The 24335-nt window shown below is 70.4% G+C and carries 19 protein-coding genes; 12 read left to right on the top strand and 7 right to left on the bottom strand.

What is annotated here, in order from left to right:
• Positions 1–2 precede the first annotated feature (2 nt).
• From glpK to IF23_RS0116110, 3 genes are all read right to left on the bottom strand, one after another.
• The gene (glpK, locus tag IF23_RS0116100) at positions 3–1553 is read right to left on the bottom strand and encodes a glycerol kinase GlpK (RefSeq protein ID WP_030284169.1); all 1551 of its coding nucleotides are present in this window, start codon (positions 1551–1553) and stop codon (positions 3–5) included.
• Positions 1554–1602: 49 nt separating this feature from the next.
• Positions 1603–2391, bottom strand: coding sequence for an MIP/aquaporin family protein (locus tag IF23_RS0116105; RefSeq protein ID WP_030284171.1), 789 nt, complete (start codon positions 2389–2391; stop codon positions 1603–1605).
• Between the two features lie 227 nt (positions 2392–2618).
• On the bottom strand, positions 2619–3383 hold the full coding sequence (locus tag IF23_RS0116110; RefSeq protein ID WP_030284172.1) for an IclR family transcriptional regulator: 765 nt from the start codon (positions 3381–3383) through the stop codon (positions 2619–2621).
• Between the two features lie 235 nt (positions 3384–3618).
• On the opposite strand from IF23_RS0116110, the gene metH reads away from it, so the two are divergent.
• The 3 genes from metH to IF23_RS0116125 all read left to right on the top strand — a co-directional run bounded on the left by metH (position 3619) and on the right by IF23_RS0116125 (position 9988).
• Positions 3619–7131 carry a methionine synthase gene (gene metH, locus IF23_RS0116115; RefSeq protein ID WP_030284174.1) on the top strand — a complete coding sequence of 1171 codons (3513 nt, stop codon included), beginning with the start codon at positions 3619–3621 and terminating at the stop codon, positions 7129–7131.
• Positions 7132–7304: 173 nt separating this feature from the next.
• Positions 7305–8006 carry an HAD family hydrolase gene (locus IF23_RS0116120; protein WP_030284175.1) on the top strand — a complete coding sequence of 234 codons (702 nt, stop codon included), beginning with the start codon at positions 7305–7307 and terminating at the stop codon, positions 8004–8006.
• Between the two features lie 374 nt (positions 8007–8380).
• Positions 8381–9988 (top strand): ABC transporter substrate-binding protein, encoded by a 1608-nt coding sequence (locus tag IF23_RS0116125; RefSeq protein WP_030284177.1) that lies wholly within the window; start codon positions 8381–8383, stop codon positions 9986–9988.
• A 93-nt stretch (positions 9989–10081) separates the two neighbouring features.
• Here IF23_RS0116125 and IF23_RS0116130 read toward each other — a convergent pair whose 3' ends face one another.
• Both IF23_RS0116130 and IF23_RS0116135 read right to left on the bottom strand, forming a co-directional pair.
• Entirely contained in the window at positions 10082–10753 is a 672-nt protein-coding gene (locus tag IF23_RS0116130) for a response regulator (protein WP_030284178.1), read from the bottom strand.
• Positions 10754–10796: 43 nt separating this feature from the next.
• Positions 10797–11828: a RecB family exonuclease gene (locus tag IF23_RS0116135; protein WP_030284180.1), complete on the bottom strand. Its 1032-nt coding sequence runs from the start codon at positions 11826–11828 to the stop codon at positions 10797–10799.
• Positions 11829–12030: 202 nt separating this feature from the next.
• Here IF23_RS0116135 and IF23_RS0116140 point away from each other — a divergent pair, with 202 nt between their 5' ends.
• The 3 genes from IF23_RS0116140 (at position 12031) to IF23_RS0116150 (ending at position 15135) form a co-directional block, all read left to right on the top strand.
• Entirely contained in the window at positions 12031–13329 is a 1299-nt protein-coding gene (locus tag IF23_RS0116140) for a site-2 protease family protein (RefSeq protein WP_030284181.1), read from the top strand.
• Positions 13330–13428: 99 nt separating this feature from the next.
• Positions 13429–14364: a tRNA (adenine-N1)-methyltransferase gene (locus IF23_RS0116145; protein ID WP_030284188.1), complete on the top strand. Its 936-nt coding sequence runs from the start codon at positions 13429–13431 to the stop codon at positions 14362–14364.
• Between the two features lie 192 nt (positions 14365–14556).
• A complete protein-coding gene (locus tag IF23_RS0116150) occupies positions 14557–15135 on the top strand; it encodes a hypothetical protein (RefSeq protein ID WP_030284189.1) in 579 nt (192 codons plus the stop codon).
• 113 nt (positions 15136–15248) lie between these two features.
• On the opposite strand, the gene IF23_RS0116155 is transcribed toward IF23_RS0116150, so the two are convergent.
• Entirely contained in the window at positions 15249–15545 is a 297-nt protein-coding gene (locus tag IF23_RS0116155) for a ferredoxin (RefSeq protein ID WP_030284190.1), read from the bottom strand.
• A 252-nt stretch (positions 15546–15797) separates the two neighbouring features.
• On the opposite strand from IF23_RS0116155, the gene arc reads away from it, so the two are divergent.
• The 5 genes from arc (at position 15798) to prcA (ending at position 21740) form a co-directional block, all read left to right on the top strand.
• A complete protein-coding gene (arc, locus tag IF23_RS0116160) occupies positions 15798–17564 on the top strand; it encodes a proteasome ATPase (protein WP_030284192.1) in 1767 nt (588 codons plus the stop codon).
• A gap of 267 nt (positions 17565–17831) precedes the next feature.
• Positions 17832–19343, top strand: a complete 1512-nt coding sequence (gene dop / locus IF23_RS0116165) for a depupylase/deamidase Dop (RefSeq protein WP_030284197.1) — start codon at positions 17832–17834, stop codon at positions 19341–19343.
• A gap of 168 nt (positions 19344–19511) precedes the next feature.
• Complete coding sequence (locus IF23_RS0116170; RefSeq protein WP_030284198.1) at positions 19512–19730, top strand: ubiquitin-like protein Pup; 219 nt, start codon at positions 19512–19514, stop codon at positions 19728–19730.
• A 285-nt stretch (positions 19731–20015) separates the two neighbouring features.
• Complete coding sequence (prcB, locus tag IF23_RS0116175) at positions 20016–20861, top strand: proteasome subunit beta (protein WP_037678325.1); 846 nt, start codon at positions 20016–20018, stop codon at positions 20859–20861.
• Between the two features lie 66 nt (positions 20862–20927).
• Entirely contained in the window at positions 20928–21740 is an 813-nt protein-coding gene (gene prcA / locus IF23_RS0116180; RefSeq protein ID WP_030284200.1) for a proteasome subunit alpha, read from the top strand.
• Between the two features lie 154 nt (positions 21741–21894).
• Here the strand turns inward: prcA and IF23_RS0116185 are convergent, their stop codons facing one another.
• Complete coding sequence (locus tag IF23_RS0116185) at positions 21895–22950, bottom strand: LacI family DNA-binding transcriptional regulator (RefSeq protein ID WP_051739603.1); 1056 nt, start codon at positions 22948–22950, stop codon at positions 21895–21897.
• A 123-nt stretch (positions 22951–23073) separates the two neighbouring features.
• On the opposite strand from IF23_RS0116185, the gene IF23_RS0116190 reads away from it, so the two are divergent.
• Entirely contained in the window at positions 23074–24333 is a 1260-nt protein-coding gene (locus IF23_RS0116190; protein WP_030284207.1) for an MFS transporter, read from the top strand.
• The last annotated feature ends 2 nt before the right edge of the window (positions 24334–24335 follow it).

Here is a 24335-nt window from a genome sequence, read left to right on the forward strand (position 1 = left end):
AATTACTCCTCGACAGTGTCGTCGTCGAGCCAGCCCATGGAGCGTTCCACTGCCTTGAGCCAGCTCTTGTACTCGCGGTCACGGGTGGCCGCATCCATCCGGGGGGTCCATTCGGCGGCCCGGCGCCAGTTGGCGCGCAGCTCGTCGGTGCTGGACCAGAAGCCGACGGCCAGACCGGCCGCGTAGGCAGCGCCGAGGCAGGTCGTCTCGGCGACCATCGGGCGCACCACCGGCGCGTCCAGGAAGTCCGAGATGGTCTGCATCAGCAGGTTGTTGGAGGTCATACCGCCGTCGACCTTGAGTGCGGTCAGCTCGACGCCGGAGTCCTTCGTCATGGCGTCGGTGATCTCGCGGGTCTGCCAGGCGGTGGCCTCGAGTACGGCGCGGGCGATGTGCGCCTTGGTGACGTAACGGGTCAGACCCGCGATGACACCGCGCGCGTCGGAGCGCCAGTAGGGGGCGAACAGGCCGGAGAAGGCCGGGACGAAGTAGGCGCCGCCGTTGTCCTCGACGGTGGAGGCCAGCGTCTCGATCTCCGCGGCGGAGTTGATCAGGCCCATCTGGTCGCGCATCCACTGCACCAGCGAACCGGTGACGGCGATGGAGCCTTCCAGCGCGTAGACCGCGTCCTGGTCGCCGATGCGGTAGCCGACGGTGGTCAGCAGCCCGTTGTACGAGTTCACCGGCTGGTTGCCGGTGTTCATCAGCATGAAGGTGCCGGTGCCGTACGTGGACTTGGCCTCACCCTGCGAGAAGCAGGTCTGGCCGAAGAGCGCGGCCTGCTGGTCACCGAGGGCGGAGGCGACCGGGACACCGGCGAGGGTGCCACCGGCGGCCAGGCCGTAGACCTCGGCGGAGGACTTGATCTCCGGGAGGACCTCGGCGGGGATGCCGATCGACTGGAGGATCTTGTCGTCCCACTCCAGCGTGTGGAGGTTCATCAGGAGGGTGCGCGAGGCGTTGGTGACGTCCGTGACGTGCACACCGCCGTTCACGCCACCGGTGAGGTTCCAGATGACCCAGGAGTCCATGGTGCCGAAGAGGATGTCGCCGCGCTCGGCGCGCTCGCGCAGCCCCTCGACGTTGTCCAGCAGCCAGCGGATCTTCGGGCCCGCGAAGTACGAGGCCAGCGGGAGGCCGGTCTCGCGGCGGAAGCGGTCCTGGCCGACGTTGCGGCCCAGCTCCTTGCAGAGCGCGTCGGTGCGGGTGTCCTGCCAGACGATGGCGTTGTGGACCGGCTCACCGGTGTGCTTGTCCCACAGCAGCGTGGTCTCGCGCTGGTTGGTGATGCCGATCGCCTTGACGTCGTCGGCGGTGACGCCGGCCTTCGCGACGGCGCCGGCCACGACCTGCTGGACGTTGGCCCAGATCTCGGCGGCATCGTGTTCGACCCAGCCGGGCTTGGGGAAGATCTGTTCGTGCTCCTTCTGGTCGACCGACACGATGCGGCCGTCCTTGTCGAACACGATGCAGCGGCTGGAAGTCGTGCCCTGGTCGATGGCCGCGATGAACGGGCCGTGACCGTGGGAGGAGGTGGAGGGGGTGTCGCTCATGGTGTGCTCCAGTGATTCTGTGCGGGCGGAGTCGGGACGGGGACGCGGCTCAGGCGAAGGCCACCTGATAGATGCCACCGGCGATGGCTCCGCCAATCAGCGGGCCGACGACCGGGATCCATGCGTAGCCCCAGTCGGAGCCGCCCTTGTTCGGCAGCGGCAGCAGCGCGTGCACGATACGCGGGCCCAGGTCGCGGACGGGGTTGATCGCGTACCCGGTCGGGCCGCCGAGCGACAGACCGATGCCGACGACGACGAACGCCACCAGCAGCGAGCCGATCGGGCCGACGCCCTTGCCGTTGTCGCTCAGACCCAGATTGAGGATCGCCAGCACGAGCACGATGGTGGCGATGATCTCGGTCACGAGGTTCTGAACTGCGTTCCGGATCTCCGGACCGGTGGAGAAGATGCCGAGGACGGGGCCCGCCTTGGGAGCGGTGGCCTTGTCCACCATGCCTTCCTGGCCGTTGTGCGCGGCCAGCACCTCCGGGTCCGACATGTGCGCCTTGAACTGCCCGTAGTAGGCCAGCCAGACCAGTACCGCGCCGATCATGGCGCCGAGCAGCTGACCGGCGAAGTACACCGGCACCTGGCTCCACTCGGTGCCGCCCTTGATCGCGAGGGCGAGGGTCACCGCGGGGTTGAGGTGGGCACCGGACTTGGCGGCGATGTACGCGCCCGTGAGTACGGCGAAGCCCCAACCGAAGGCGATGGCGACCCAGCCGGCCGCATGCGCCTTGGAGCGCTTGAAGGTGACGGCGGCGCAGACGCCACCGCCGAGCAGTATCAGAACAGCGGTACCTATGGTCTCGCTGAGGAAGATGTCGGAGCTGGACACCCGCGACTCCTTTGTCCTTCGTCCAGGGGAAGGCGAACCCCGGGTCTCCGGTGGTCCGCGCCCTCCGAGAGGGCTGTGGTCGGCCCCGCGGCATTGCCCACCATAACGAATATTGTCGTGTGGTGTTCGACAATGCCGACCGACGAACGGCAGTTTTGTCCACCTGTTGAACGGCGTCAAGGGTTCTGTGGCGAAAAATTAACCTGGACAAGCAGTGGCAATACGGATCAGAACCGGCCCGCGCCCAGGTCCCTGGATACAGCCCGTGCGCAATCCCTGACAGCAGCGACGATTTCCGGCCGCACCACACCGTCCTGGCACACCCGCTCGACGGCCCCGGTGATGCCCACCGAACCCACCGGCATCCGCCGCCGGTCGTGCACCGGCGCGGCCACCGACGCCACGCCCTCCCAGGTCTCCTCGACGTCCGCGGCCCACCCCCGCGCCCGGGTCAGCTCCAGCGCCGTCTCGAAGGCGTCCGCCCCGGTCACCGTGTGCGGGGTGAGCGGCTCCCGCTCCACCTCCGCGACCTCGCTGTGCGCCACCGGGTCGTACGCGCACAGCACCTTGCCCAGTGCGGTGCTGTACAGCGGGTGCATCGCGCCCACCTCCAGGACCTGACGGCTGTCGTCCGGCCGGAAGACGTGGTGCACGATCAGGACGCCCTGTTGGTGCAGGACGCCGAGGTAGACGCTCTCGCCGCTGGAGCGCGCCAGGTCATCGGTCCAGACGAGGGCGCGGGCGCGCAGCTCGTGGACGTCGAGATAGCTGTTGCCCAGGCGCAGCAGCTCCGCGCCGAGCTGGTAGCGGCCGGACGCCGGGTCCTGCTCGACGAACCCCTCCTGCTGGAGGGTGCGCAGGATGCCGTGGGTGGTGCCCTTGGCCAGGCCGATCGCGGAGGAGATGTCGGACAGTCCCAGCCGCCGTTCCCCGCCGGCCAGCAGCCGCAGCACCGCGGCGGCTCGCTCCAGCGACTGGATGGTGCGTGCCATCGGACAACCTCCAAGATGCGGGTTCGACAATGCTGAACGATATCGGTCGATGCCGAACCACGGGAGGGTCGGAGTCCACTTGTGATCATGGCCGGTGTACGCCGGTCCGGTACCTCAGGAGTCCAGGCGCTGGAACAGGAGGACACCTGTACCGGACCGCCGGTTAGGCTGGCGACGTGCGCCGCCTACCGGGAGGCGCAAAGCCGACAGCCGTCGCAACCAGGGGAGCACCTCCATGGCCTCGTACACGTCCACGTCCGACAGCGCCTCCCGCGTCGACTCCTTCCGCGAGGCGCTGGCCTCACGGGTGGTGGTCGCCGACGGGGCGATGGGCACGATGCTGCAGGCGCAGGATCCGTCGATGGAGGACTTCCAGCAGCTGGAGGGCTGCAACGAGATCCTCAACGTCACCCGTCCGGACATCGTCCGCTCGGTGCACGAGGAGTACTTCGCGGTCGGTGTCGACTGCGTGGAGACCAACACCTTCGGCGCCAACTTCGCCGCACTGGCCGAGTACGACATCCCCGAGCGGGTCTTCGAACTCTCCGAGGCGGGCGCCCGCATCGCCCGCGAGGTCGCCGACGAGTTCACCGCCTCGACCGGGCAGCAGCGCTGGGTCCTCGGCTCGATGGGCCCCGGCACCAAGCTGCCCACCCTCGGCCACGCCCCGTACGTCACCCTCCGCGACGCCTACCGGCGCAACGCCGAGGGCATGATCGCGGGCGGCGCCGACGCGCTCCTGGTCGAGACCACCCAGGACCTGCTCCAGACGAAGGCCGCCATCCTCGGCGCCCGCCGCGCCCTGGCCGCCACCGGCACGACGCTCCCGATCATCTGCTCCGTCACCGTCGAGACCACCGGCACCATGCTGCTCGGCTCCGAGATCGGCGCCGCGCTCACCGCGCTGGAGCCGCTCGGCATCGACATGATCGGCCTCAACTGCGCCACCGGCCCCGCCGAGATGAGCGAGCACCTGCGCTATCTCGCCCGCCACTCTCGCGTCCCCCTCGCCTGCATGCCCAACGCCGGTCTGCCGGTCCTGGGCAAGGACGGCGCCCACTACCCGCTGACCGCCGGTGAACTGGCCGACGCGCAGGAGACGTTCGTCGGCGAGTACGGCCTCTCCCTCGTCGGCGGCTGCTGCGGCACCACCCCCGAGCATCTGCGGCAGGTCGTCGAGCGGGTCCGCGGACTGGCCCCGTCGCCCCGCGCGCCGCGCCCCGAGCCCGGCGCCGCTTCGCTCTACCAGACCGTCCCCTTCCGGCAGGACACCTCGTACCTCGCGATCGGCGAGCGGACCAACGCCAACGGTTCGAAGAAGTTCCGCGAGGCGATGCTCGAAGGCCGCTGGGACGACTGCGTGGAGATGGCCCGCGACCAGATCCGCGAGGGCGCCCACATGCTCGACCTCTGCGTCGACTACGTCGGACGCGACGGCGTCGCCGACATGGAGGAGCTGGCCGGACGCTTCGCCACCGCCTCCACCCTCCCCATCGTCCTGGACTCCACCGAACTGCCGGTCCTCCGCGCCGGACTGGAGAAGCTGGGCGGCCGCGCCGTCATCAACTCCGTCAACTACGAGGACGGCGACGGTCCCGAGTCCCGCTTCGCCAAGGTCACCGGCCTCGCCGCCGAGCACGGCGCGGCGCTCATCGCGCTCACCATCGACGAGGAGGGCCAGGCCCGCACCGCCGAGCACAAGGTCGCCATCGCCGAGCGCCTCATCGCCGATCTGACCGGCAACTGGGGCGTGCGCGAGTCCGACATCCTCATCGACACCCTCACCTTCACCATCTGCACCGGCCAGGAGGAGTCCCGCAAGGACGGCATCGCCACCATCGACGCCATCCGGGAGCTGAAGCGCCGTCACCCCGACGTGCAGACCACCCTGGGCCTGTCCAACATCTCCTTCGGCCTCAACCCGGCCGCCCGCATCCTGCTCAACTCCGTCTTCCTCGACGAGTGCGTCAAGGCCGGACTGGACTCGGCGATCGTGCACGCCAGCAAGATCCTGCCGATCGCCCGCTTCGACGACGAGCAGGTCGGCTGCGCCCTCGACCTCATCTACGACCGCCGCGCCGAGGGCTACGACCCGCTGCAGAAGCTCATGGCGCTCTTCGAGGGCGTCGACACCAAGTCCCTCAAGGCGGGCAAGGCCGAGGAACTGGCCGCACTGCCGCTGGAGGAGCGGCTGGCCCGCCGCATCATCGACGGCGAGAAGAACGGCCTGGAGGCCGACCTCGACGAGGCGCTGCGCGACACCCCCGCCCTCGACATCGTCAACAACACCCTCCTGGAGGGCATGAAGGTCGTCGGTGAGCTCTTCGGCTCCGGCCAGATGCAGCTGCCGTTCGTCCTGCAGTCCGCCGAGGTCATGAAGACCGCGGTCGCCCACCTCGAACCGCACATGGAGAAGATCGACGACGGCGACGGCAAGGGCACCATCGTCCTGGCGACGGTCCGCGGCGACGTCCACGACATCGGCAAGAACCTCGTCGACATCATCCTCTCCAACAACGGCTACAACGTCGTCAACCTCGGCATCAAGCAGCCGGTCGCCGCGATCCTGGACGCCGCCGAGGAGCACCGCGCCGACGTCATCGGCATGTCCGGACTGCTGGTCAAGTCCACGGTGATCATGAAGGAGAACCTGGAGGAGCTGAACCAGCGCAAGATGGCCGCCGACTACCCGGTCATCCTCGGCGGCGCCGCCCTCACCCGCGCCTACGTCGAACAGGACCTCCACGAGATCTACGACGGCGAGGTCCGCTACGCCCGCGACGCCTTCGAGGGGCTGCGCCTGATGGACGCGCTGATCGCCGTCAAGCGCGGCGTCCCGGGCGCCACCCTGCCCGAGCTGAAGCAGCGCCGCGTCCCCAAGCGCGAGACGCCCGCGGCGGAGGCCGAGGAGCCCGAGGGCTCGGTCCGCTCCGACGTCGCGATCGACAACCCGGTCCCCGCCCCGCCGTTCTGGGGCACCCGCGTCGTCAAGGGCATCCAGCTCGCCGACTACGCCTCCTGGCTGGACGAGGGCGCTCTCTTCAAGGGCCAGTGGGGCCTCAAGCAGAACCGCGCCGGTGACGGCCCCAGCTACGAGGAGCTGGTGGAGACCGAGGGACGGCCGCGGCTGCGCGGCTGGCTCGACCGGCTCCAGACCGAGAACCTGCTGGAAGCCGCCGTCGTCCACGGCTACTTCCCCTGCGTCTCCAAGGGCGACGACCTCATCCTGCTCCACGAGGACGGCACCGAGCGCACCCGCTTCACCTTCCCGCGCCAGCGCCGTGGCCGTCGGCTCTGCCTGGCGGACTTCTTCCGCCCGGAGGAGTCCGGCGAGACCGACGTCGTCGGTCTCCAGGTCGTCACCGTCGGCTCCCGCATCGGCGAGGAGACCGCCAAGCTCTTCGCCGCCAACTCCTACCGCGACTACCTCGAACTGCACGGGCTCTCCGTCCAGCTCGCGGAGGCGCTGGCCGAGTACTGGCACGCCCGGGTCCGCGCCGAGCTGGGCTTCGGCGGCGAGGACCCGTCCGACGTCGAGGACATGTTCGCCCTGAAGTACCGCGGCGCCCGCTTCTCCCTGGGCTACGGCGCCTGCCCCGATCTGGAGGACCGCGCGAAGATCGCCGATCTCCTCCAGCCGGAGCGCATCGGCGTCCAGCTCTCCGAGGAGTTCCAGCTCCACCCCGAGCAGTCCACCGACGCGATCGTGATCCACCACCCCGAGGCGAAGTACTTCAACGCCCGGTGAGGTCCCGGGCCGTCCGTCGCCCGAACGGCGGACGGCCCGCTTCCGCGTCACCCCCGCGGACCGGCACACACAGTCGTAGACTGGTCGGTCCGGTAGCGGCCGGTCAGCACCCCACTCCGGGGCGGTGGCCGGCCCTTTTGTCCCCCAGGGGACGTCCTCACGGAGGTGGACGGATGACCAGCAGCATCCCCGCGGCCGACTCCCGGGCGGCGAAGGGCACCGCCCTCCAGGCAGTCTTCCTCGACCTGGACGGCACCCTCGTCGACACCGAGGGATTCTGGTGGGAGGCGGAGTCCGAGGTCTTCGCCGAACTGGGCCACATCCTCGACGACACCCACCGCGAGGTCGTCGTCGGCGGCCCCATGACCCGCAGCGCCGGATATCTGATTCAGGCCACCGGTGCGCAGATCGGCCTGCCGGAGCTGAGCGGACTGCTCAACGCCCGCTTCGCCGCCCGGATCGGCCGCGGGGTGCCGCTGATGCCCGGCGCCCGCCGCCTGCTGGCCGAGCTGGCCGCCCACGGCATCCCCACGGCGCTGGTCTCCGCCTCGCACCGCACCATCATCGACCGCATGCTGCACTCCCTGGGCCCGGCCAACTTCCATCTGACGCTCGCCGGTGACGAACTGGAACGCACCAAGCCGCACCCGGACCCGTATCTCACCGCCGCCGCCCGGCTGGGCGTCGACCCGGCGCGGTGCGCGGTGGTGGAGGACACCCTCACGGGGGTGCGTGCGGGGGAGGCGGCCGGGTGCCGGGTCGTCGCCGTGCCGTCGGTGGTGCCGGTGCCGCCCGCCGCGGGGCGGACCGTCGTCCGCTCCCTCGAAGAAGTTGATCTTTCTTTTCTCCGGGCGCTCATCACGGAAAGCAATTGACGCGTGCACTGAGCGTTCCTCCGAGAAAGCAGAGGGAACTCAGGGCAGTGGCCCGCTCATTTTCCGTGACGTATACCCTGGCCGAATTCCCGCATTGTCGCTGCCACCGGGGCGCGTGACGTTTCTCACGCGCCCCGGTGTCGACAGAGGTCCTCACGGACGTTCCAGAGGGGTGCGGAGGCCGGAAGTGCGGGGGTAAGTGTCCGGATTCATGGGGTGACGTGTAGTTCGTTCCGGCGTCCGGTAATCGGAGATCGATGTGCTGTTATCCGGTGTCCCTATAACGGCAACTCCGTTGCGGCCCGGACGCGATGGCTGTTCCTACTAATGTCGACGCGAGCAACACCTCTGCGCTGATAAGGAACCTGCCGACGATGAATCGCAAGACCTTGGTGCTGCCGGCTCTGGCCGGTCTGCTCGCCCCCGTACTCGCGGCCTGTGGCGGCCCGGACGGCGCGGGCGGGAGTGGCAATCCCATCGTCGTCGGGGTCGCCACGCAGATGGAGGCCACCAAGGATGCCCCCGCTCCGTTCGACCCGGCGCAGGCGTACGACGTCGACGCGATGAACGTGCTGCGCGGCACCCTCCAGACGCTGCTGCGGCTGCCCAGAACCGGCACCACGCCGGTGCCCGAGGCGGCCAAGACCTGCGGCTTCCGCGACACGCGGAACGAGCAGTACCGGTGCACCCTGCGCAGCGACCTGAAGTTCTCCAACGGCCACGCGCTCACCGCGCAGGACGTGAAGTTCTCCATCGACCGCGTCCAGCGGATCAACTACGCCAACGGCCCCGGCACGCTGGTCAACGACATCGACAAGGTCGAGACGCCCAGCGACACCGAGGTGGTCTTCCACCTCAAGAAGCCGGACGCGACCTTCCCGCAGAAGCTCACCACCCCGGCGGCGGGCATCGTCGACCACCAGGTGTACCCCGCCGACCGCCTCTACAGCGGCTTCGAGCTCGTCGGCTCCGGTCCGTACACCCTCAAGGCCGACCACAGCGGCGAGCGCATCACCAAGATCGTCTTCACCCGGAACCCGGGCTACAAGGGCGCGGTGAAGCCGCTGAACGACAAGGTCGAGATGCGGTTCTTCCCCAGCTCGTCCGCGATGGAGAAGGCGCTGCGCAAGGGCCAGATCGACCTGATGAACCGTGGTCTGTCGCCCGCTCAGGTCAAGGGCCTGCAGAACTCCCGGGACGAGCACATCACCCTCCAGGAGATGCCCGGCCAGGAGATCCGCTACCTCGCCTTCAACACCAAGGACCCGTCGGTCTCCAACCCGGCCGTCCGCCAGGCGATGGCGCAGCTCGTCAACCGCTCGCAGATCCTGCGCGACGTCTACTCCTACGTCGGCGACCCGCTGTACTCCCTGGTGCCGACCGGTCTCACCGGCCACATCAACTCCTTCTTCACCAAGTACGGGAACCCCAGCGTCCCGGCCGCCCGCCAGATCCTGGAGCAGGCGAACATCCACACCCCGGTGAAGGTGACGCTGACGTACACCGAGAACCACTACGGCGCCAGCACCGCCAAGGAGTTCGCGGCGCTCAAGAAGCAGCTCAACGACAGCAAGCTGTTCGATGTCGACATCAAGGCCGTCAACAACTGGCAGCAGTTCCGCACCGACTCCTCGAACGGCAAGTACGCCGTCTACGGCATGGGCTGGTTCCCCGACATCCCGGACGCCGACAACTACATCGGCCCGTTCCTCGGCAAGGGCAACTTCCTCAACTCGCCGTACCGCAACGCGAAGATCGAGACGCAGCTGATCCCCGCCACCCGCCAGGAGACCGACCGCAACGCCGCGGGCGACGGTTTCAAGGAGATCCAGAACATCCTCGCCGACGACGTGCCGATCCTCCCGCTGTGGCAGGGCAAGCAGTACGTCGCCGCCCGGGACGACATCACCGGCGTGGAGTGGGCGCTCAACTCCTCCTCGGCGCTGCAGATCTGGGAGCTGGGCCGCGGCGTCTCCGACTGACGCACGGCACACAGCAGGAGGGGCCGGTCCGGGAGAGTCTCCCGGACCGGCCCCTCGGCCGTTCCCCGCCGCCCCGCGGCGCGGCCTGCGCCGCTACTGGGCGCCGGGGCGCACCAGCCCGCTCTCGTACGCGTACACGGCGGCCTGTACGCGGTCACGCAGGCCCAGCTTGGTCAGCACATGGCCCACATGGGTCTTGACCGTCGTCTCGCTCACGAAGAGGTCCGCGGCGATCTCGGCGTTCGACAGGCCGCGCGCGACCAGCTTCAGCACCTCCACCTCGCGGTCGGTGAGGGTGTCCAGGGTGTCCGGCACCGGCTCCTCGCCGGACGGCAGATGCCCGGCGTACTTGTCGAGCAGCCGCCGGGTGATGCTCGGCGCCAGCATCGCCTCGCCCGCGGCCACCACCCGGATCGCCTGCACCAGCTCATGGGCCGGGGCGTCCTTGAGCAGAAAGCCGCTGGCGCCCGCGCGCAGCGCCTCGACGACGTACTCGTCCAGATCGAAGGTGGTCAGCACCAGCACCTTGGCCGGGCCGTCCTTCGCCGGGCCGGTGATCTGGCGCGTCGCCTCCACGCCGTCCATCCGCGGCATGCGGATGTCCATCAGCACCACATCGGGCTGGAGCGCCCGGACCTGCTCCAGCGCCTGGAGACCGTCACCGGCCTCGCCGACGACCGCCAGATCCTGCTCGGCCTCCAGGATCATCCGGAAGCCCGTACGCAGCAGCGGCTGGTCATCTACCAGCAGGACGCGGATTGCCACCACTTCTCCTTTGTTGGACCGGCTCCATTCTGCCCTGCTCGGGCTATGTGCCGTCCGCCGGTCGGATCTCCAGCGGATACACCGGGGGAGTGCCGCCGAACTCCGGACAGTGCGCCTGGTGGTCGCACCAGCCGCACAGCTTCGTCCGCCGCGGCCGCCAGTCGCCCGTCGCCGTGGCCGCCTTGATCGCGTCCCACAGCGCCAGCAGCTTCCGCTCCACGGCGAGCAGCTCGCTCTCGCCCGGGTCGTAGGTGATGATGTCGCCGCTGCCCAGGTAGACGAGCTGGAGCCGCCGCGGCACCACCCCGCGCAGCCGCCACACCACCAGCGCGTAGAACTTCATCTGGAACAGTGCGCCCTCGGCGAACTGCGGGCGCGGCGCCTTGCCGGTCTTGTAGTCGACGATCCGGACCTCGCCGGTCGGCGCGACGTCCACCCGGTCGATGAAGCCGCGCAGCTGCAGCCCCGACTCCAGCACCGTCTCGACGTACAGCTCCCGCTCGGCGGGCTCCAGGCGCGTCGGGTCCTCCAGCGTGAACCACCGCTCCACCAGGGCCTCGGCGTCCGCCAGCCACCCGGCCAGCCGCTCGCCCGCCGGGTCGTCGGCGAACAGCTCCGCCAGCTCCGGCCGCTTGGCCAGCAGCTTCTCCCACTCACCGGCGACCATCGCCCGCGCGCCGCCCGCCGTACGCTCCGCCGCGGGCGCGTCGAACAGCCGCTCCAGCACCGCATGGACCACCGTGCCCCGCGTCGCCGCCGGGCTGGGCTTCTCCGGCAGCTTGTCGATCACCCGGAAGCGGTAGAGCAGCGGACACTGCAGGAAATCACCGGCCCGCGACGGCGACAGCGCCACCGGCGGCCCGGGCTGCCGGGACCGCGTGGCGGGCGTCTCCACCGGCGCACCGGCGGCCGCGTCCGGCGCCTCGGCGGGCCCCGGCTGCGGCCCGATCGCCGCCGCGCCGTGGCCGTCCGCGGCCCTCCCGTCCGCGGGCGGTGCCGCCGCTCCGTCCGCCGCCTCCTGCGCGCGCGGTCCGTGCGGTGCGTCCGGCCCGGCGTTCTCGGTGCTCGTTCCCATGACACCCGACCCTACGGCCCGCCACCGACAACGCCTCCCGCCGCGGCCCGCCGCCACGGCACCGGCGACGGCCCCGCAACGGATCCGTGACGGCGGCTCGGCATACCATCGACGGCAGAACCCCTTTGCCCTGCACGATCGACCCGACCGGAACGATCGGACCGAGCAGGCGCGAAGGCCGTAATTCCGACGAGGGGACGCCGTGGACGACAGCGGGAAGCCGCAGGACCCCAAGGAGCCGCAGGGCCCCGAGGAGCCTCGGCCGAACCGGCCGGCCGAGCCGCGCCGGGACCCCGAGGCCGGTCCGCGCGGCCCGGGCGGCAAGACTCCGAAGCCCGTCCGCCGCAAGGGCACCGGCGGCGGCATCCTGATGGGCCGCCCCTTCGGCGTGCCCGTCTACGTCGCCCCCAGCTGGTTCCTCGTCGCCGCCCTGATCACCTGGGTCTTCGGCGGCCAGCTCGAACAGGTCCTGCCGGAGCTGGGCGCCGCCCGCTACCTCGTCTCGCTCTTCTTCGCGGTCGCCTTCTACGCCTCGGTCCTCGTCCACGAACTGGCGCACACCGTCGCCGCCCTCCGCTTCAAACTGCCGGTGCGCCGCATCCAGCTGCAGTTCTTCGGCGGCGTCTCGGAGATCGAGAAGGAGACCGAGACGCCCGGCCGGGAGTTCGTCCTCGCCTTCGTGGGCCCGCTGCTCTCCCTCGTCCTCGCCGGTGTCTTCTACGGCGGCATGATGCTGGTCGAGCCGCGCACCGTCCCTGGCGTCCTGATGGCCGGACTGATGATCTCCAACCTCATCGTGGCGGTCTTCAACCTCCTGCCCGGCCTGCCCCTGGACGGCGGCCGGATGCTCCGCGCCGTCGTCTGGAAGATCACCGGCCGCCCCATGAGCGGCACCGTCGCCGCCGCCTGGGTGGGCCGCGCCCTCGCCGTCACGGTCCTCATCGGCCTGCCGCTGCTGACCCACTCCGGCGCGCTCGGCACCCCGCCCGCCGACATCACCGGTACGGACTCCCTCACCGACGCCCTGCTCGCCGCGGTCCTCGCCGCCATCATCTGGACCGGCGCGGGCAACAGCCTGCGCATGGCCCGCCTGCGCGAACGCCTCCCCGACCTCGGCGCCCGGGCCCTCACCCGCCGCGCCGCGCCCACCTCGCCCGACACCTCGCTCGCCGAGGCGCTGCGCCGCGCCAACGACGCCGGGGCCCGCGCCCTCGTCGTCGTCGACCCCGAGGGCGGGCCCACCGGCATCGTCCGCGAGGCGGCCATCGTGGGCGTACCGGAGCACCGCCGCCCCTGGGTGACCGTCGGCACGCTCGCCCAGGACCTCAAGGAGGGCATGCGCGTCCCGGCCGACCTCTCCGGCGAGGAGCTGCTGGAACACCTCCGCACCACCCCGGCCAGCGAGTACCTCGTCGTCGAGGAGACCGGGGAGATCTACGGCGTACTTTCCGCCGCCGACGTCGAGCGCGCCTTCGTCACCGCGATGGCCCGCCACTCCTGACCGCCGCGCGCCGGGCGCGAGGGCCCGCCCGGCGCCCCCGGCGCCGCCGCCGGGCGCCCGCTGGTCCGGGGCACGTCCCGGGGCCGGTAGGCTGGTCACATGTCCGAACCGACCGGTGCCGCCCGCCGTCGCGGGCCCTTCAAGGTCGGGGACCAGGTCCAGCTCACCGATCCCAAGGGACGCCACTACACCTTCACGCTCGAAGAGGGCAAGAGCTTCCACACCCACAAGGGAGCCTTCCCCCACGACGAGCTGATCGGTGCTCCCGAGGGCAGTGTTGTCCGTACCACCGGGAACGTCGCCTACCTCGCGCTGCGCCCGCTGCTCCCCGACTACGTCCTGTCCATGCCCCGCGGCGCCGCCGTGGTCTACCCCAAGGACGCGGGGCAGATCCTGGCGATGGCCGACATCTTCCCCGGCGCCCGCGTCGTCGAGGCGGGGGTGGGATCCGGCTCGCTGAGCAGCTTCCTGCTCCGCGCCATCGGTGACCAGGGAATGCTGCACTCCTACGAGCGCCGCGCCGACTTCGCCGACATCGCCACGCAGAACGTCGAGCGCTACTTCGGCGGTCCGCACCCCGCGTGGACGCTCACCGTCGGCGACCTCCAGGACAACCTCTCCGACACCGACGTCGACCGCGTCATCCTGGACATGCTCGCCCCCTGGGAGTGCCTGGAGGCCGTCTCCAAGGCGCTCGTCCCCGGCGGCATCCTCTGCGCGTACGTCGCCACGACCACGCAGCTGGCCCGCACCGTCGAGGCGATCCGCGAGCACGGCACCTTCAACGAGCCGTCGGCGTGGGAGACCATGGTCCGCACCTGGCACGTCGAGGGTCTGGCCGTCCGCCCGGACCACCGCATGATCGGCCACACCGGCTTCCTGCTCACCGCCCGTCGCCTCGCCGACGGCGTCGAGCCCCCGCTGCGCCGCCGCCGCCCCGCCAAGGGCGCGTACGGCGACGACTACACCGGCCCCGGCTCCGCCTCGGGCGGCGCCGCCAAGGACACCTCCGGCTCCGCCACCGAGCGCGGCTGACCGCAGGCTTCCGGCCACCGAACAACCGGGCGCCGCCGATGAGTTCCCCGCGGGGGAACCGTCGGCGGCGCTCTTTCGTTTCCGGGGTGTTCCCGGCGTGAAACTCGGGTCCCGCTGGTTCCTCGGCACCCCGCGTTGTGGAACGATGCTGGGCACTCCCACCGCCACAGCACTTCACAGGAGTTACCCCGCGTGCAGCCCTTGGCAGGCCAGGACCTTTCGCACACCCAGCCCCGCCCCATGCACTGGCTCGCCACGGCCACCGCCGTCGCCGCGGTCGTCGCCGCCGCGTCCTTCGTCCAGCCTCCCGATGCGACCGCCAACACCGCGTCCGCGAAGCCCGGCCGCTCCGCACCCGCTCCCGACGCACGCGCCGTGACCTTCCCCCTCGACTGCGGACCCAACCGCCTCGATGTGGTGAAACAGGTCTCCGGCGACCTTGACGGCGACGGCACCGTGGAAACCGTCGCCACCGTCCGCTGCCACAGCGACACCGGCACCCCGCCCGGCGGCGTCTACGTCCTCGCCCGCACCTCCGACGCCAAGGCCACGCCCCGCATCGTGGCGACGCTCCTGGACCCGTCCCGGAAGCTGAGCGTCCAGGGCCTCGCCCTGCACGACGGCACGGTCTCCGCGACACTCCTGGGCTACTCCACGACCGACGTCCCGCGCTGCTGCCCCGACGTCCGCACCGACACCAAGTGGCGCTGGCGGGGCGGCAAGTTCCTGCGCACCGACGACCAGGCGGCGCTGGGCACGGCCCCCGTCTGACCCGTCACCGCCCGGCCCGGCGCCCCGGTGCCGGGCCGGGGGCGGAACGCCGTCCGGACAGCGGAAGGCGGCGGTCGCACCACGCGCCGCCGCCACTCCCGGTCCGCCCCCGGCTACTCCGCGTCGGGACCGTAGACCTCCACCTGATCGGTGACCCGCCGCACATGGATGCAGTCCCCGGGGCACTCCTTCGCGGAGTCCCGTACGTCGTCGAGGAGCGGCAGCGGGACGGGCGTGGTGGCGCCCTTGTCCTGCAGCAGCTCGTCGTCCGCGCTCTTGACGTACGCGAGCCCGTCGATGTCCAGCTCGAAGACCTCCGGCGCGTACTGCGCACAGATCCCGTCCCCCGTGCACAGGTCCTGGTCGATCCAGACTTCAAGCTCTGGACGGGCTTCTTCCTGCGCGGTCATCTCGCCTGCCGTTTCCTGCGTACGTGAAGCATTTTTGTCTAAGTGGCGCCAGCCCTGACGGGTGTTGACCGTCCCGACGATACAACCGGTCGCTTTCCGATGTTGTTCGGTGGGTATTCCCTTGGTGAGCGGACGTGCGCAAGGGTGAAGATCGGACACGCCCCGACCGTCTTTTCGATCTAGGGGTTTCAACCCGCACCCGCCCAGGTAGGGTCAGGAAGCGTCCAGCTCCCCTTGGAGGAGGTGAGGACCGTGGCAGCCCACGACGACGACATCAACCGCGGCATCCGGCCGGGGCGGGGGTCCGAGGATCCCGCCGGTCAGGTTGCCTATCTTGAGCAGGAGATCGCCGTCCTGCGACGTAAGCTCGCCGACTCTCCGCGGCATACGAGGATTCTCGAAGAGCGGATCGTCGAGCTGCAGACCAATCTGGCCGGCGTTTCCGCGCAGAACGAACGCCTCGCGAATACGCTGCGCGAGGCGCGCGACCAGATCGTCGCCCTCAAGGAGGAGGTCGACCGGCTCGCCCAGCCGCCGGCCGGTTTCGGTGTCTTCCTGCAGGCCAATGAGGACGACACGGTCGATATTTTCACCGGCGGCCGCAAGCTCCGGGTGAATGTCAGCCCCAGTGTGGAGACGGACGGTCTCCGGCGTGGCCAGGAGGTCATGCTCAACGAGGCGCTCAACGTGGTCGAGGCCATGGAGTTCGAGAGTGCCGGGGACATCGTCACCCTCAAGGAGATCCTGGAGGACGGCGAGCGCGCCCTGGTGGTCGGGCACACCGACGAGGAGCGGGTGGTCCGGCTCGCCGAGCCGCTGCTGGACACGACCATCCGCCCCGGCGACGCCCTCCTCCTCGAACCGCGCTCCGGCTACGTCTACGAAGTCATTCCCAAGAGCGAGGTCGAGGAGCTGGTCCTCGAAGAGGTCCCGGACATCGACTACAACAAGATCGGCGGTCTGGGCGGCCAGATCGAGCTGATCCGGGACGCGGTCGAGCTGCCCTACCTCTACCCCGACCTCTTCAAGGAGCACGAACTCCGCCCGCCCAAGGGCGTCTTGCTCTACGGTCCGCCCGGCTGCGGCAAGACGCTCATCGCCAAGGCGGTCGCCAACTCCCTCGCCAAGAAGGTCGCCGAGGTGACCGGGCAGCCCGCGGGGAAGAGCTTCTTCCTCAACATCAAGGGCCCCGAGCTGCTCAACAAGTACGTCGGCGAGACGGAGCGGCACATCCGGCTGGTCTTCCAGCGGGCCCGCGAGAAGGCCGGTGAGGGCACTCCCGTCATCGTCTTCTTCGACGAGATGGACTCCCTCTTCCGCACCCGTGGCTCCGGCGTCAGCTCGGACGTGGAGAACACCATCGTCCCGCAGCTGCTCTCCGAGATCGACGGCGTGGAGGGCCTGGAGAACGTCATCGTCATCGGCGCCTCGAACCGCGAGGACATGATCGACCCGGCGATCCTCCGCCCGGGACGGCTCGATGTGAAGATCAAGATCGAGCGCCCGGACGCCGAGGCGGCCAAGGACATCTTCTCCAAGTACCTCACCGAGCGCCTGCCGCTGCACACCGACGATCTCGCCGAGCACGGCGGCTCCCGGAAGGCAGCGGTCAGCGGCATGATCCAGTCGGTCGTCGAGCAGATGTACGCGGAATCCGAGGAGAACCGCTTCCTGGAGGTCACCTACGCCAATGGTGACAAGGAAGTCCTCTACTTCAAGGATTTCAACTCCGGTGCGATGATCGAGAACATCGTCGGCCGTGCGAAGAAGATGGCCATCAAGGCTTTCCTCGAACACGACCAGAAGGGCCTTCGGGTCTCCCATCTCCTCCAGGCGTGCGTGGACGAGTTCAAGGAGAACGAGGACCTGCCCAACACCACCAACCCGGACGACTGGGCCCGTATCTCCGGAAAGAAGGGCGAGCGGATCGTCTACATCCGCACGCTGGTCACCGGAAAGCAGGGCGCGGACACCGGCCGCTCCATCGACACGGTCGCCAATACCGGCCAATACCTGTAAACCGCGCTCCGGCTGCGGATGTCCTGCACGGGGCGTCCGCAGCCGGTCGCTTTTCCGGGGGCCGAAAAGGGCCCCCGGAATGCCGTGCGGCGGGAAACCGAATGGAGCAATGACTGTCATGATCTCCCCAGTACCGCAATGGCGCTCTAGGCTCAGGGGTACCGCCGCGTCACACGGTACGGACGCGGGGAGCACACGCGGATCGGAAGCGCAGCGGTACTTGAGCGCCGACCCCATCCGGGGGCGCCGCCGGGCAAGGAGGGCCGCATGACCGTACGGCGAGTAATGGGAATCGAGACGGAGTACGGAATTTCCGTCCCCGGTCACCCCAATGCCAATGCCATGCTCACCTCGTCCCAGGTCGTCAATGCCTATGCGGCGGCGATGCACCGGGCACGCCGTGCCCGCTGGGATTTCGAGGAGGAGAATCCGCTGCGGGACGCCCGCGGCTTCGACCTCGCCCGTGAGGCCGCCGATTCCAGTCAGCTCACCGACGAGGACATCGGTCTCGCCAATGTGATCCTCACCAACGGCGCGCGCCTCTACGTCGACCACGCGCACCCCGAGTACAGCTCGCCCGAGGTCACCAACCCGCGGGACGCGGTGCTCTGGGACAAGGCCGGTGAGCGGATCATGGCCGAGGCGGCGGAGCGGGCCGCGCAGGTCCCCGGCGCCCAGCCGATCCATCTCTACAAGAACAACACCGACAACAAGGGCGCCTCCTACGGCACGCACGAGAACTACCTGATGAAGCGGGAGACGCCGTTCTCGGACATCGTGCGGCACCTGACCCCGTTCTTCGTCTCGCGGCAGGTCGTCACGGGCGCGGGCCGGGTCGGCATCGGCCAGGACGGCCGGGACCACGGCTTCCAGATCAGTCAGCGCGCCGACTACTTCGAGGTCGAGGTCGGTCTGGAGACGACCCTCAAGCGCCCGATCATCAACACCCGCGACGAACCCCACTCGGACGCGGAGAAATACCGCCGTCTGCACGTCATCATCGGCGACGCCAACCTCTCCGAGATCTCCACCTACCTCAAGCTGGGCACCACCGCGCTGGTCCTGTCCATGATCGAGGACGGCTTCATCGCCGTCGATCTCGCCGTCGACCAGCCGGTCCGCGCTCTCCACCAGGTCTCGCACGACCCCGGTCTGCAACACCTGGTCACGCTCCGCAGCGGCCGCACGCTCACCGCCGTACAGCTCCAGATGGAGTACTACGAGCTGGCCCGCAAATACGTCGAGGACCGCTACGGCGCGGACGCGGACGACCAGACCAAGGATGTGCTGGGACGCTGGGAGGACGTCCTGGGGCGGCTGGAGAACGACCCGATGAGCCTCGCCGGTGAGCTGGACTGGGTCGCCAAACGCGAGCTGATGGAGGGCTACCGCCGCCGCGACGGCCTGGACTGGGACGCCGCCCGCCTCCATCTCGTCGACCTGCAGTACGCCGACGTCCGCCCCGAGAAGGGGCTCTACAACCGCCTCGCCGCCCGCGGCAGGATGACCCGGCTGCTGGACGAGGCGGAGGTCGCCCGGGCCGGTCTCGAACCGCCCGAGGACACCCGGGCGTACTTCCGCGGACGCTGCCTGGAGCAGTACGCCGACGACGTCGCGGCCGCCTCCTGGGACTCGGTGATCTTCGACCTGCCCGGGCGGGACTCCCTGCAGCGGGTGCCGACGCTGGAGCCGCTGCGCGGCACCCGGGAGCACGTCAAGGATCTGCTGGACCGCTGCCGCACGGCGGAGGACCTGGTGAGGGCGCTTTCCGGCCGCTGAACCGCCACGGATTCACCACCGAATCGCGGCTGAAAGGTCCGCGTGGCGGGAATGATCGGGGTGTCCCCCGGACGTTGCATCAAGAGCAGGGCCGATGTCAGAGGGGCCTTGTAGGGTCGGATCTTGAAAGTCACATCGAGCGGGGCCGAACCGAGCGGGGTGAGGGTAATGGCGACCAAGGACAGCGGCGGCGGTCAGCAGAAGGCCACGCGTTCCACCGAAGAGGTCGAGGAGCAGACGGAGAACGCGGAGACCTCCGACGACCTCAAGGAACGCCAGGAGAAGCTGTCGGACGACGTCGATTCGGTGCTGGACGAGATCGACGACGTCCTGGAGGAGAACGCCGAGGACTTCGTGCGGAGCTTCGTCCAGAAGGGCGGGGAGTAGCCGCAGCGCGGGTCCGGGCACGGCGCCGGTGGTGTCCCGCGCGGCACCACCGGCCACGTCCGGCACACCCCGGCCCCGGCAGGCGGGGCGCCGTGGCGGTCCGTCAGCCTCCGGCGGGCGCGCGGGCCGTGCCGCCGGGAGCCCGGTTCCACCACCCATGTGGATCACGCCCGCGGGGCGGGTAGGGTCCCGGTCGTACAGTGCTTCAGCTGCACCGCAGCCTGGGACAGTCAAAGCAGCGGCCCGTCGCCCCGGGCGACCGGCCGAGTATCCGGAAGGAAACGTGTGGAAGCCAACACCCGTAACACCGGGCGTCTACCAGCTGCCTTCCTGACGCCTGGATCCTCGTCGTTCATGGACTTCCTCGGGGACCACGCCCCCGACCTGCTGCCGGGCAGCCGCCCGCTGCCGCAGGTCCAGGGTGCCGTCGAGGCGCCGCACGGCACGACCATCGTCGCCGCGTCGTTCCCGGGCGGAGTGGTGCTCGCCGGTGACCGGCGGGCGACGATGGGCAACGTCATCGCCCAGCGCGACATCGAGAAGGTCTTCCCCGCCGACGAGTACTCCGCGGTCGGCATCGCCGGTACCGCCGGACTGGCCGTCGAGATGGTCAAGCTGTTCCAGTTGGAGCTGGAGCACTTCGAGAAGGTGGAGGGCGCCCAGCTCTCCCTGGAGGGCAAGGCGAACCGCCTCTCCACGATGATCCGGGGCAATCTCGGCATGGCCATGCAGGGCCTCGCCGTGGTGCCGCTCTTCGCCGGATGGGACGTCGACCGCGCCAAGGGCCGCATCTTCTCCTACGACGTGACCGGCGGCCGCTCCGAGGAGCACGGCTACGCGTCCACGGGCTCCGGCTCCGTCTTCGCCCGCGGCGCCCTCAAGAAGCTGTACCGCGACGACTTCACGGAGCATCAGGCCGCCACCGCCGTCGTCCAGGCGCTCTACGACGCGGCGGACGACGACTCGGCGACCGGCGGGCCCGACATGGGTCGGCGGATCTACCCCATCGTCACGGTGATCACCGACGAGGGCTTCAAGAAGTTCACCGACGCCGAGGTCGCGGAGATCGCCCGCGCCGTCTACGAGCGTCGGCTGGAGGAGCCCGAAGGTCCCCGTGCCGCGCTGCTCTGAGGGAAGGACGGCCGGCGGATGCGCGTGCCAGTGAGAGAGCCATTGACAGAAAGGGACGGATAACCGGTGTCGACGCCGTTTTATGTCTCACCCCAGCAGGCCATGGCCGACCGCGCCGAGTACGCCCGCAAGGGCATCGCCCGCGGCCGCAGCGTCGTGGTGCTGCAGTACACCGACGGCGTGGTCTTCGTCGCCGAGAATCCCTCCCGGGCCCTGCACAAGGTCAGCGAGATCTATGACCGCATCGCCTTCGCGGCGGTCGGCAAGTACAACGAGTTCGAGAATCTGCGGATCGGCGGGGTCCGCTACGCCGACCTGCGCGGCTACACCTACGACCGCGCGGACGTGACCGCGCGCGGCCTCGCGAACGTCTACGCCCAGACGCTGGGCACGATCTTCTCCAGCGCCGCCGAGAAGCCGTACGAGGTCGAGCTGATCGTCGCCGAGGTCGGGGAGGCTCCCGAGGACGACCAGATCTACCGGCTGCCGCACGACGGCTCGATCGTCGACGAGCACGGTTCGGTCGCGGTGGGCGGCAACGCCGATCAGATCAGCAGCTACCTCGATCAGCACCACCGCGACGGCATGACGCTGGGCGAGGCGCTGAAGCTGGCCGTGGACTCGCTGTCGCGGGACAACAACGGCGGTGAGCGCACCCTCACCGCGGAGCAGCTGGAGGTCGCCACGCTCGACCGCACCCGCCCCCAGCAGCGCAAGTTCAAGCGGATCCTCGGCAGCCAGCTCTCCCGGTTGCTGGACGAGTCCGCGGCGGACACCTCCGGGGACGCGGACGGCCCGGCGGATTCCGCGGCGCCGGACGTGGAGAAGGACGCGTCCGACGGCGGGGACGAGGAGCAGAAGCCGAAGGGCGACGCCTAGCCGCGCCGTACGGCACCCGGGCCCGGCCCGGTCGAGGCGCCCCGGTGGGAACATCCCGCCGGGGCGCCTCGCATTCGTGGGGTTGCCGGGTGCCCGGTACGCCCGCGGCCGTCCCGCCGCGTGACCGCCCGTTCCGCCCCGGCCCCTTGCGTACCTACGCCGGGGCCGGTCCCGTCGAGCCGCGGGGGACGAGTTCGACCGGCAGGGTGCGGGCGGCGGGACGGTGGCCGTCGAGGGCGTCCAGCAGGGCCCGCATCCCGGCGGCGCCGAACTCCTCGGCGGGCAGCCGTACGGTCGTCAGTTCCGGTTCGACGGCCACCGCCAGCGCCAGATCGTCGAAGCCGGTGATCGAGACGTCCTCCGGCACCCGCAGGCCCAGCCGCCGTACCGCCTTGCAGGCACCGGCGGCCACCACGTCGTCGTCGCAGATCAGCGCCGTCGGGCGGGGCTCCGGGCCGGTCAGTGCGGCGTGCGCGGCGGTCAGGCCCGCGGCGACGGAGAGGGCGGTCGGGGTCCGGCGCACCGTGGTGCCCGGCGCCGCGGCGAACGCCTCGGCCAGGGCGCGGCCGCGTTCCGCGAAGGTCCAGGAGTCGACGTCGGCGGCGAGATGGCCGATGCGGCGGTGGCCGAGGGCGAGGAGATGCGCGGCCATCTGACGGGTGCCCCCGGCGATGTCGAGGTTGACGGTGGCGGCGGCGCGGCCGTCGGCCGGGTCGTTGTCCAGCATGACCAGCGGGAGCCCGGCGCCGTGCAGGGCGGCGAGCGCGTCCACGGCCATGGAGGAGGCGATCACGCCGTCGAGGCTGGTGCGTGCCGAGCCGAACGGGTCGGGCGCCGGGCCGATGCCCTCGGGGGAGGGGTAGAGCACCACGCCGAAGCCCGCGTCCGCGGCGGTGCGGGTGGCGCCGGTGTGCACCCGTGCGAAGAACTCGGTGGTGAGCGCGGGGACGACGAGCAGTGCGGTGCGGGTGCGGCCGGTGCGCAGGCTGCGGGCGGCGAGGTTGGGGCGGTAGCCGAGGTCGCGGGCGGCGGTGCGGACCGATTCGGCCTTGGCGGCCGAGACCCGGCCGCGCCACTTGTCGCCCAGCACGAGCGAGACGGCCGCCTGCGAGACCCCGGCGGCCCGGGCCACGTCCCGGCTGGTGACACGGGCGGCGCCGGTGGCCCGTTCGGCGTCCGTCGCCGATTGTGTCGCGTCGTCGCTGCTCACCGGCGGTTTCCTCCTGGCGGTCGGGCGGGCGGCCTGGACCCGCGGGTGCCGACATGGTACGTATGACGCCGGAAGTTATACGTATCATGTCCGGCTCTCGGTGCCGGACGGGAAAGGGGCGGCATGGCCGCGGGATATGCGGAGCTGCTGCGGACCAGGCATGCGGTCCGGCTGCTGACCGGCACCCTGGTCGGACGGTTGCCGAACGCCACCGCCGCCCTGGCCGTGGTGCTCTTCATCCGCGCCGAGGGCGGCAGCTACGCCCTGGCCGGTGCGCTCTCCGCCGTCTACGGCGTCTGTACCGCCATCGGCCAACCGCTGCTGGGCCGCGCCGTGGACCTCTTCGGGCAGCCGCGTGTGATGCTGCCCGCCGCGGTGGTCTCCGCGCTGGGCATGGGGCTGCTGGCCGCCGTCGGGCTCGGGTCGCTGCCGCTCGCCTACACCGCGATGGTGATCGCCGGTCTCTTCACGCCGCCGCTGGAGGGCGGGCTGCGGGCGCTGTGGCCCACGGTGCTCAAGCGGCCCGAGAAGGTGCACGCCGCGTACGCGCTGGACGCGGTGGCGCAGGAGGTGATGTTCGCGGTCGGGCCGCTGCTGGTGACGGTGTGTGTGGCCGCCTGGTCGGAGCGGGTCGCGCTGCTGGTCATCAACGTCATCGGGGTGCTCGGCGCGCTCTCCGTCGTGGTGTCGCCGCCGTCGCGGCAGTGGCGCAGCGAGCCGCGGGAGGCGCACTGGCTGGGCGCGCTGCGCTCGCCCGGGATGCTGGTGCTGATCGGCGCGTTCTTCTTCGTCGGGCTGGCGCTCGGCTCCATCGCGGTCGCCGCGGTCGCCTACGCGGACGAGCACGGCGGCGGCATGGTCTCCAGCTACCTCCTCTCCGCGCTCGGTGTCGGGGCGCTGGCGGGCGGGGTCGTCTACGGTGCGCGCGAGTGGCCCGGACGGCCGGAGGGGCGGCTGCGGTTGCTCGTCGGGCTGCTGGCGCTGGGGTATCTGCCGCTGGTGCTCGTCCCCGGCGTGGTCGGCATGACGGCGTTGACGGGCGTCGCCGGGGTGTTCCTGGCGCCCGCGCTGGCCTGCGCGTTCGTCGTGGTGGACCGGCATGCGCCCAAGGGCACGGTCACCGAGGCGTTCTCGTGGCTGGTGACGACCTTCGGGGTCGGTTCGGCGGTCGGCGCCTCGGTGGTGGGGCCCGCGGTGGAGCGCGGGGGAGCGGCCGCCGGGTTCGCCGTCGCGGGGGCCGGAGGCGTCGCCGCGTTGCTGGTCCTGGTGGTCACGAAGCGCTTCCTGGGAGATCCCGTACGGCCGAAGGAGGTCGTACTCCCGGCGGAAATTGATCGCAACGGGGCCGTCGAACCCGGTTTCAGAGCACGCCATCAGGCGTAATG

This window comes from Streptomyces catenulae (genome assembly GCF_000718015.1).
Classification (GTDB): Bacteria; Actinomycetota; Actinomycetes; order Streptomycetales; family Streptomycetaceae; genus Streptomyces; species Streptomyces catenulae.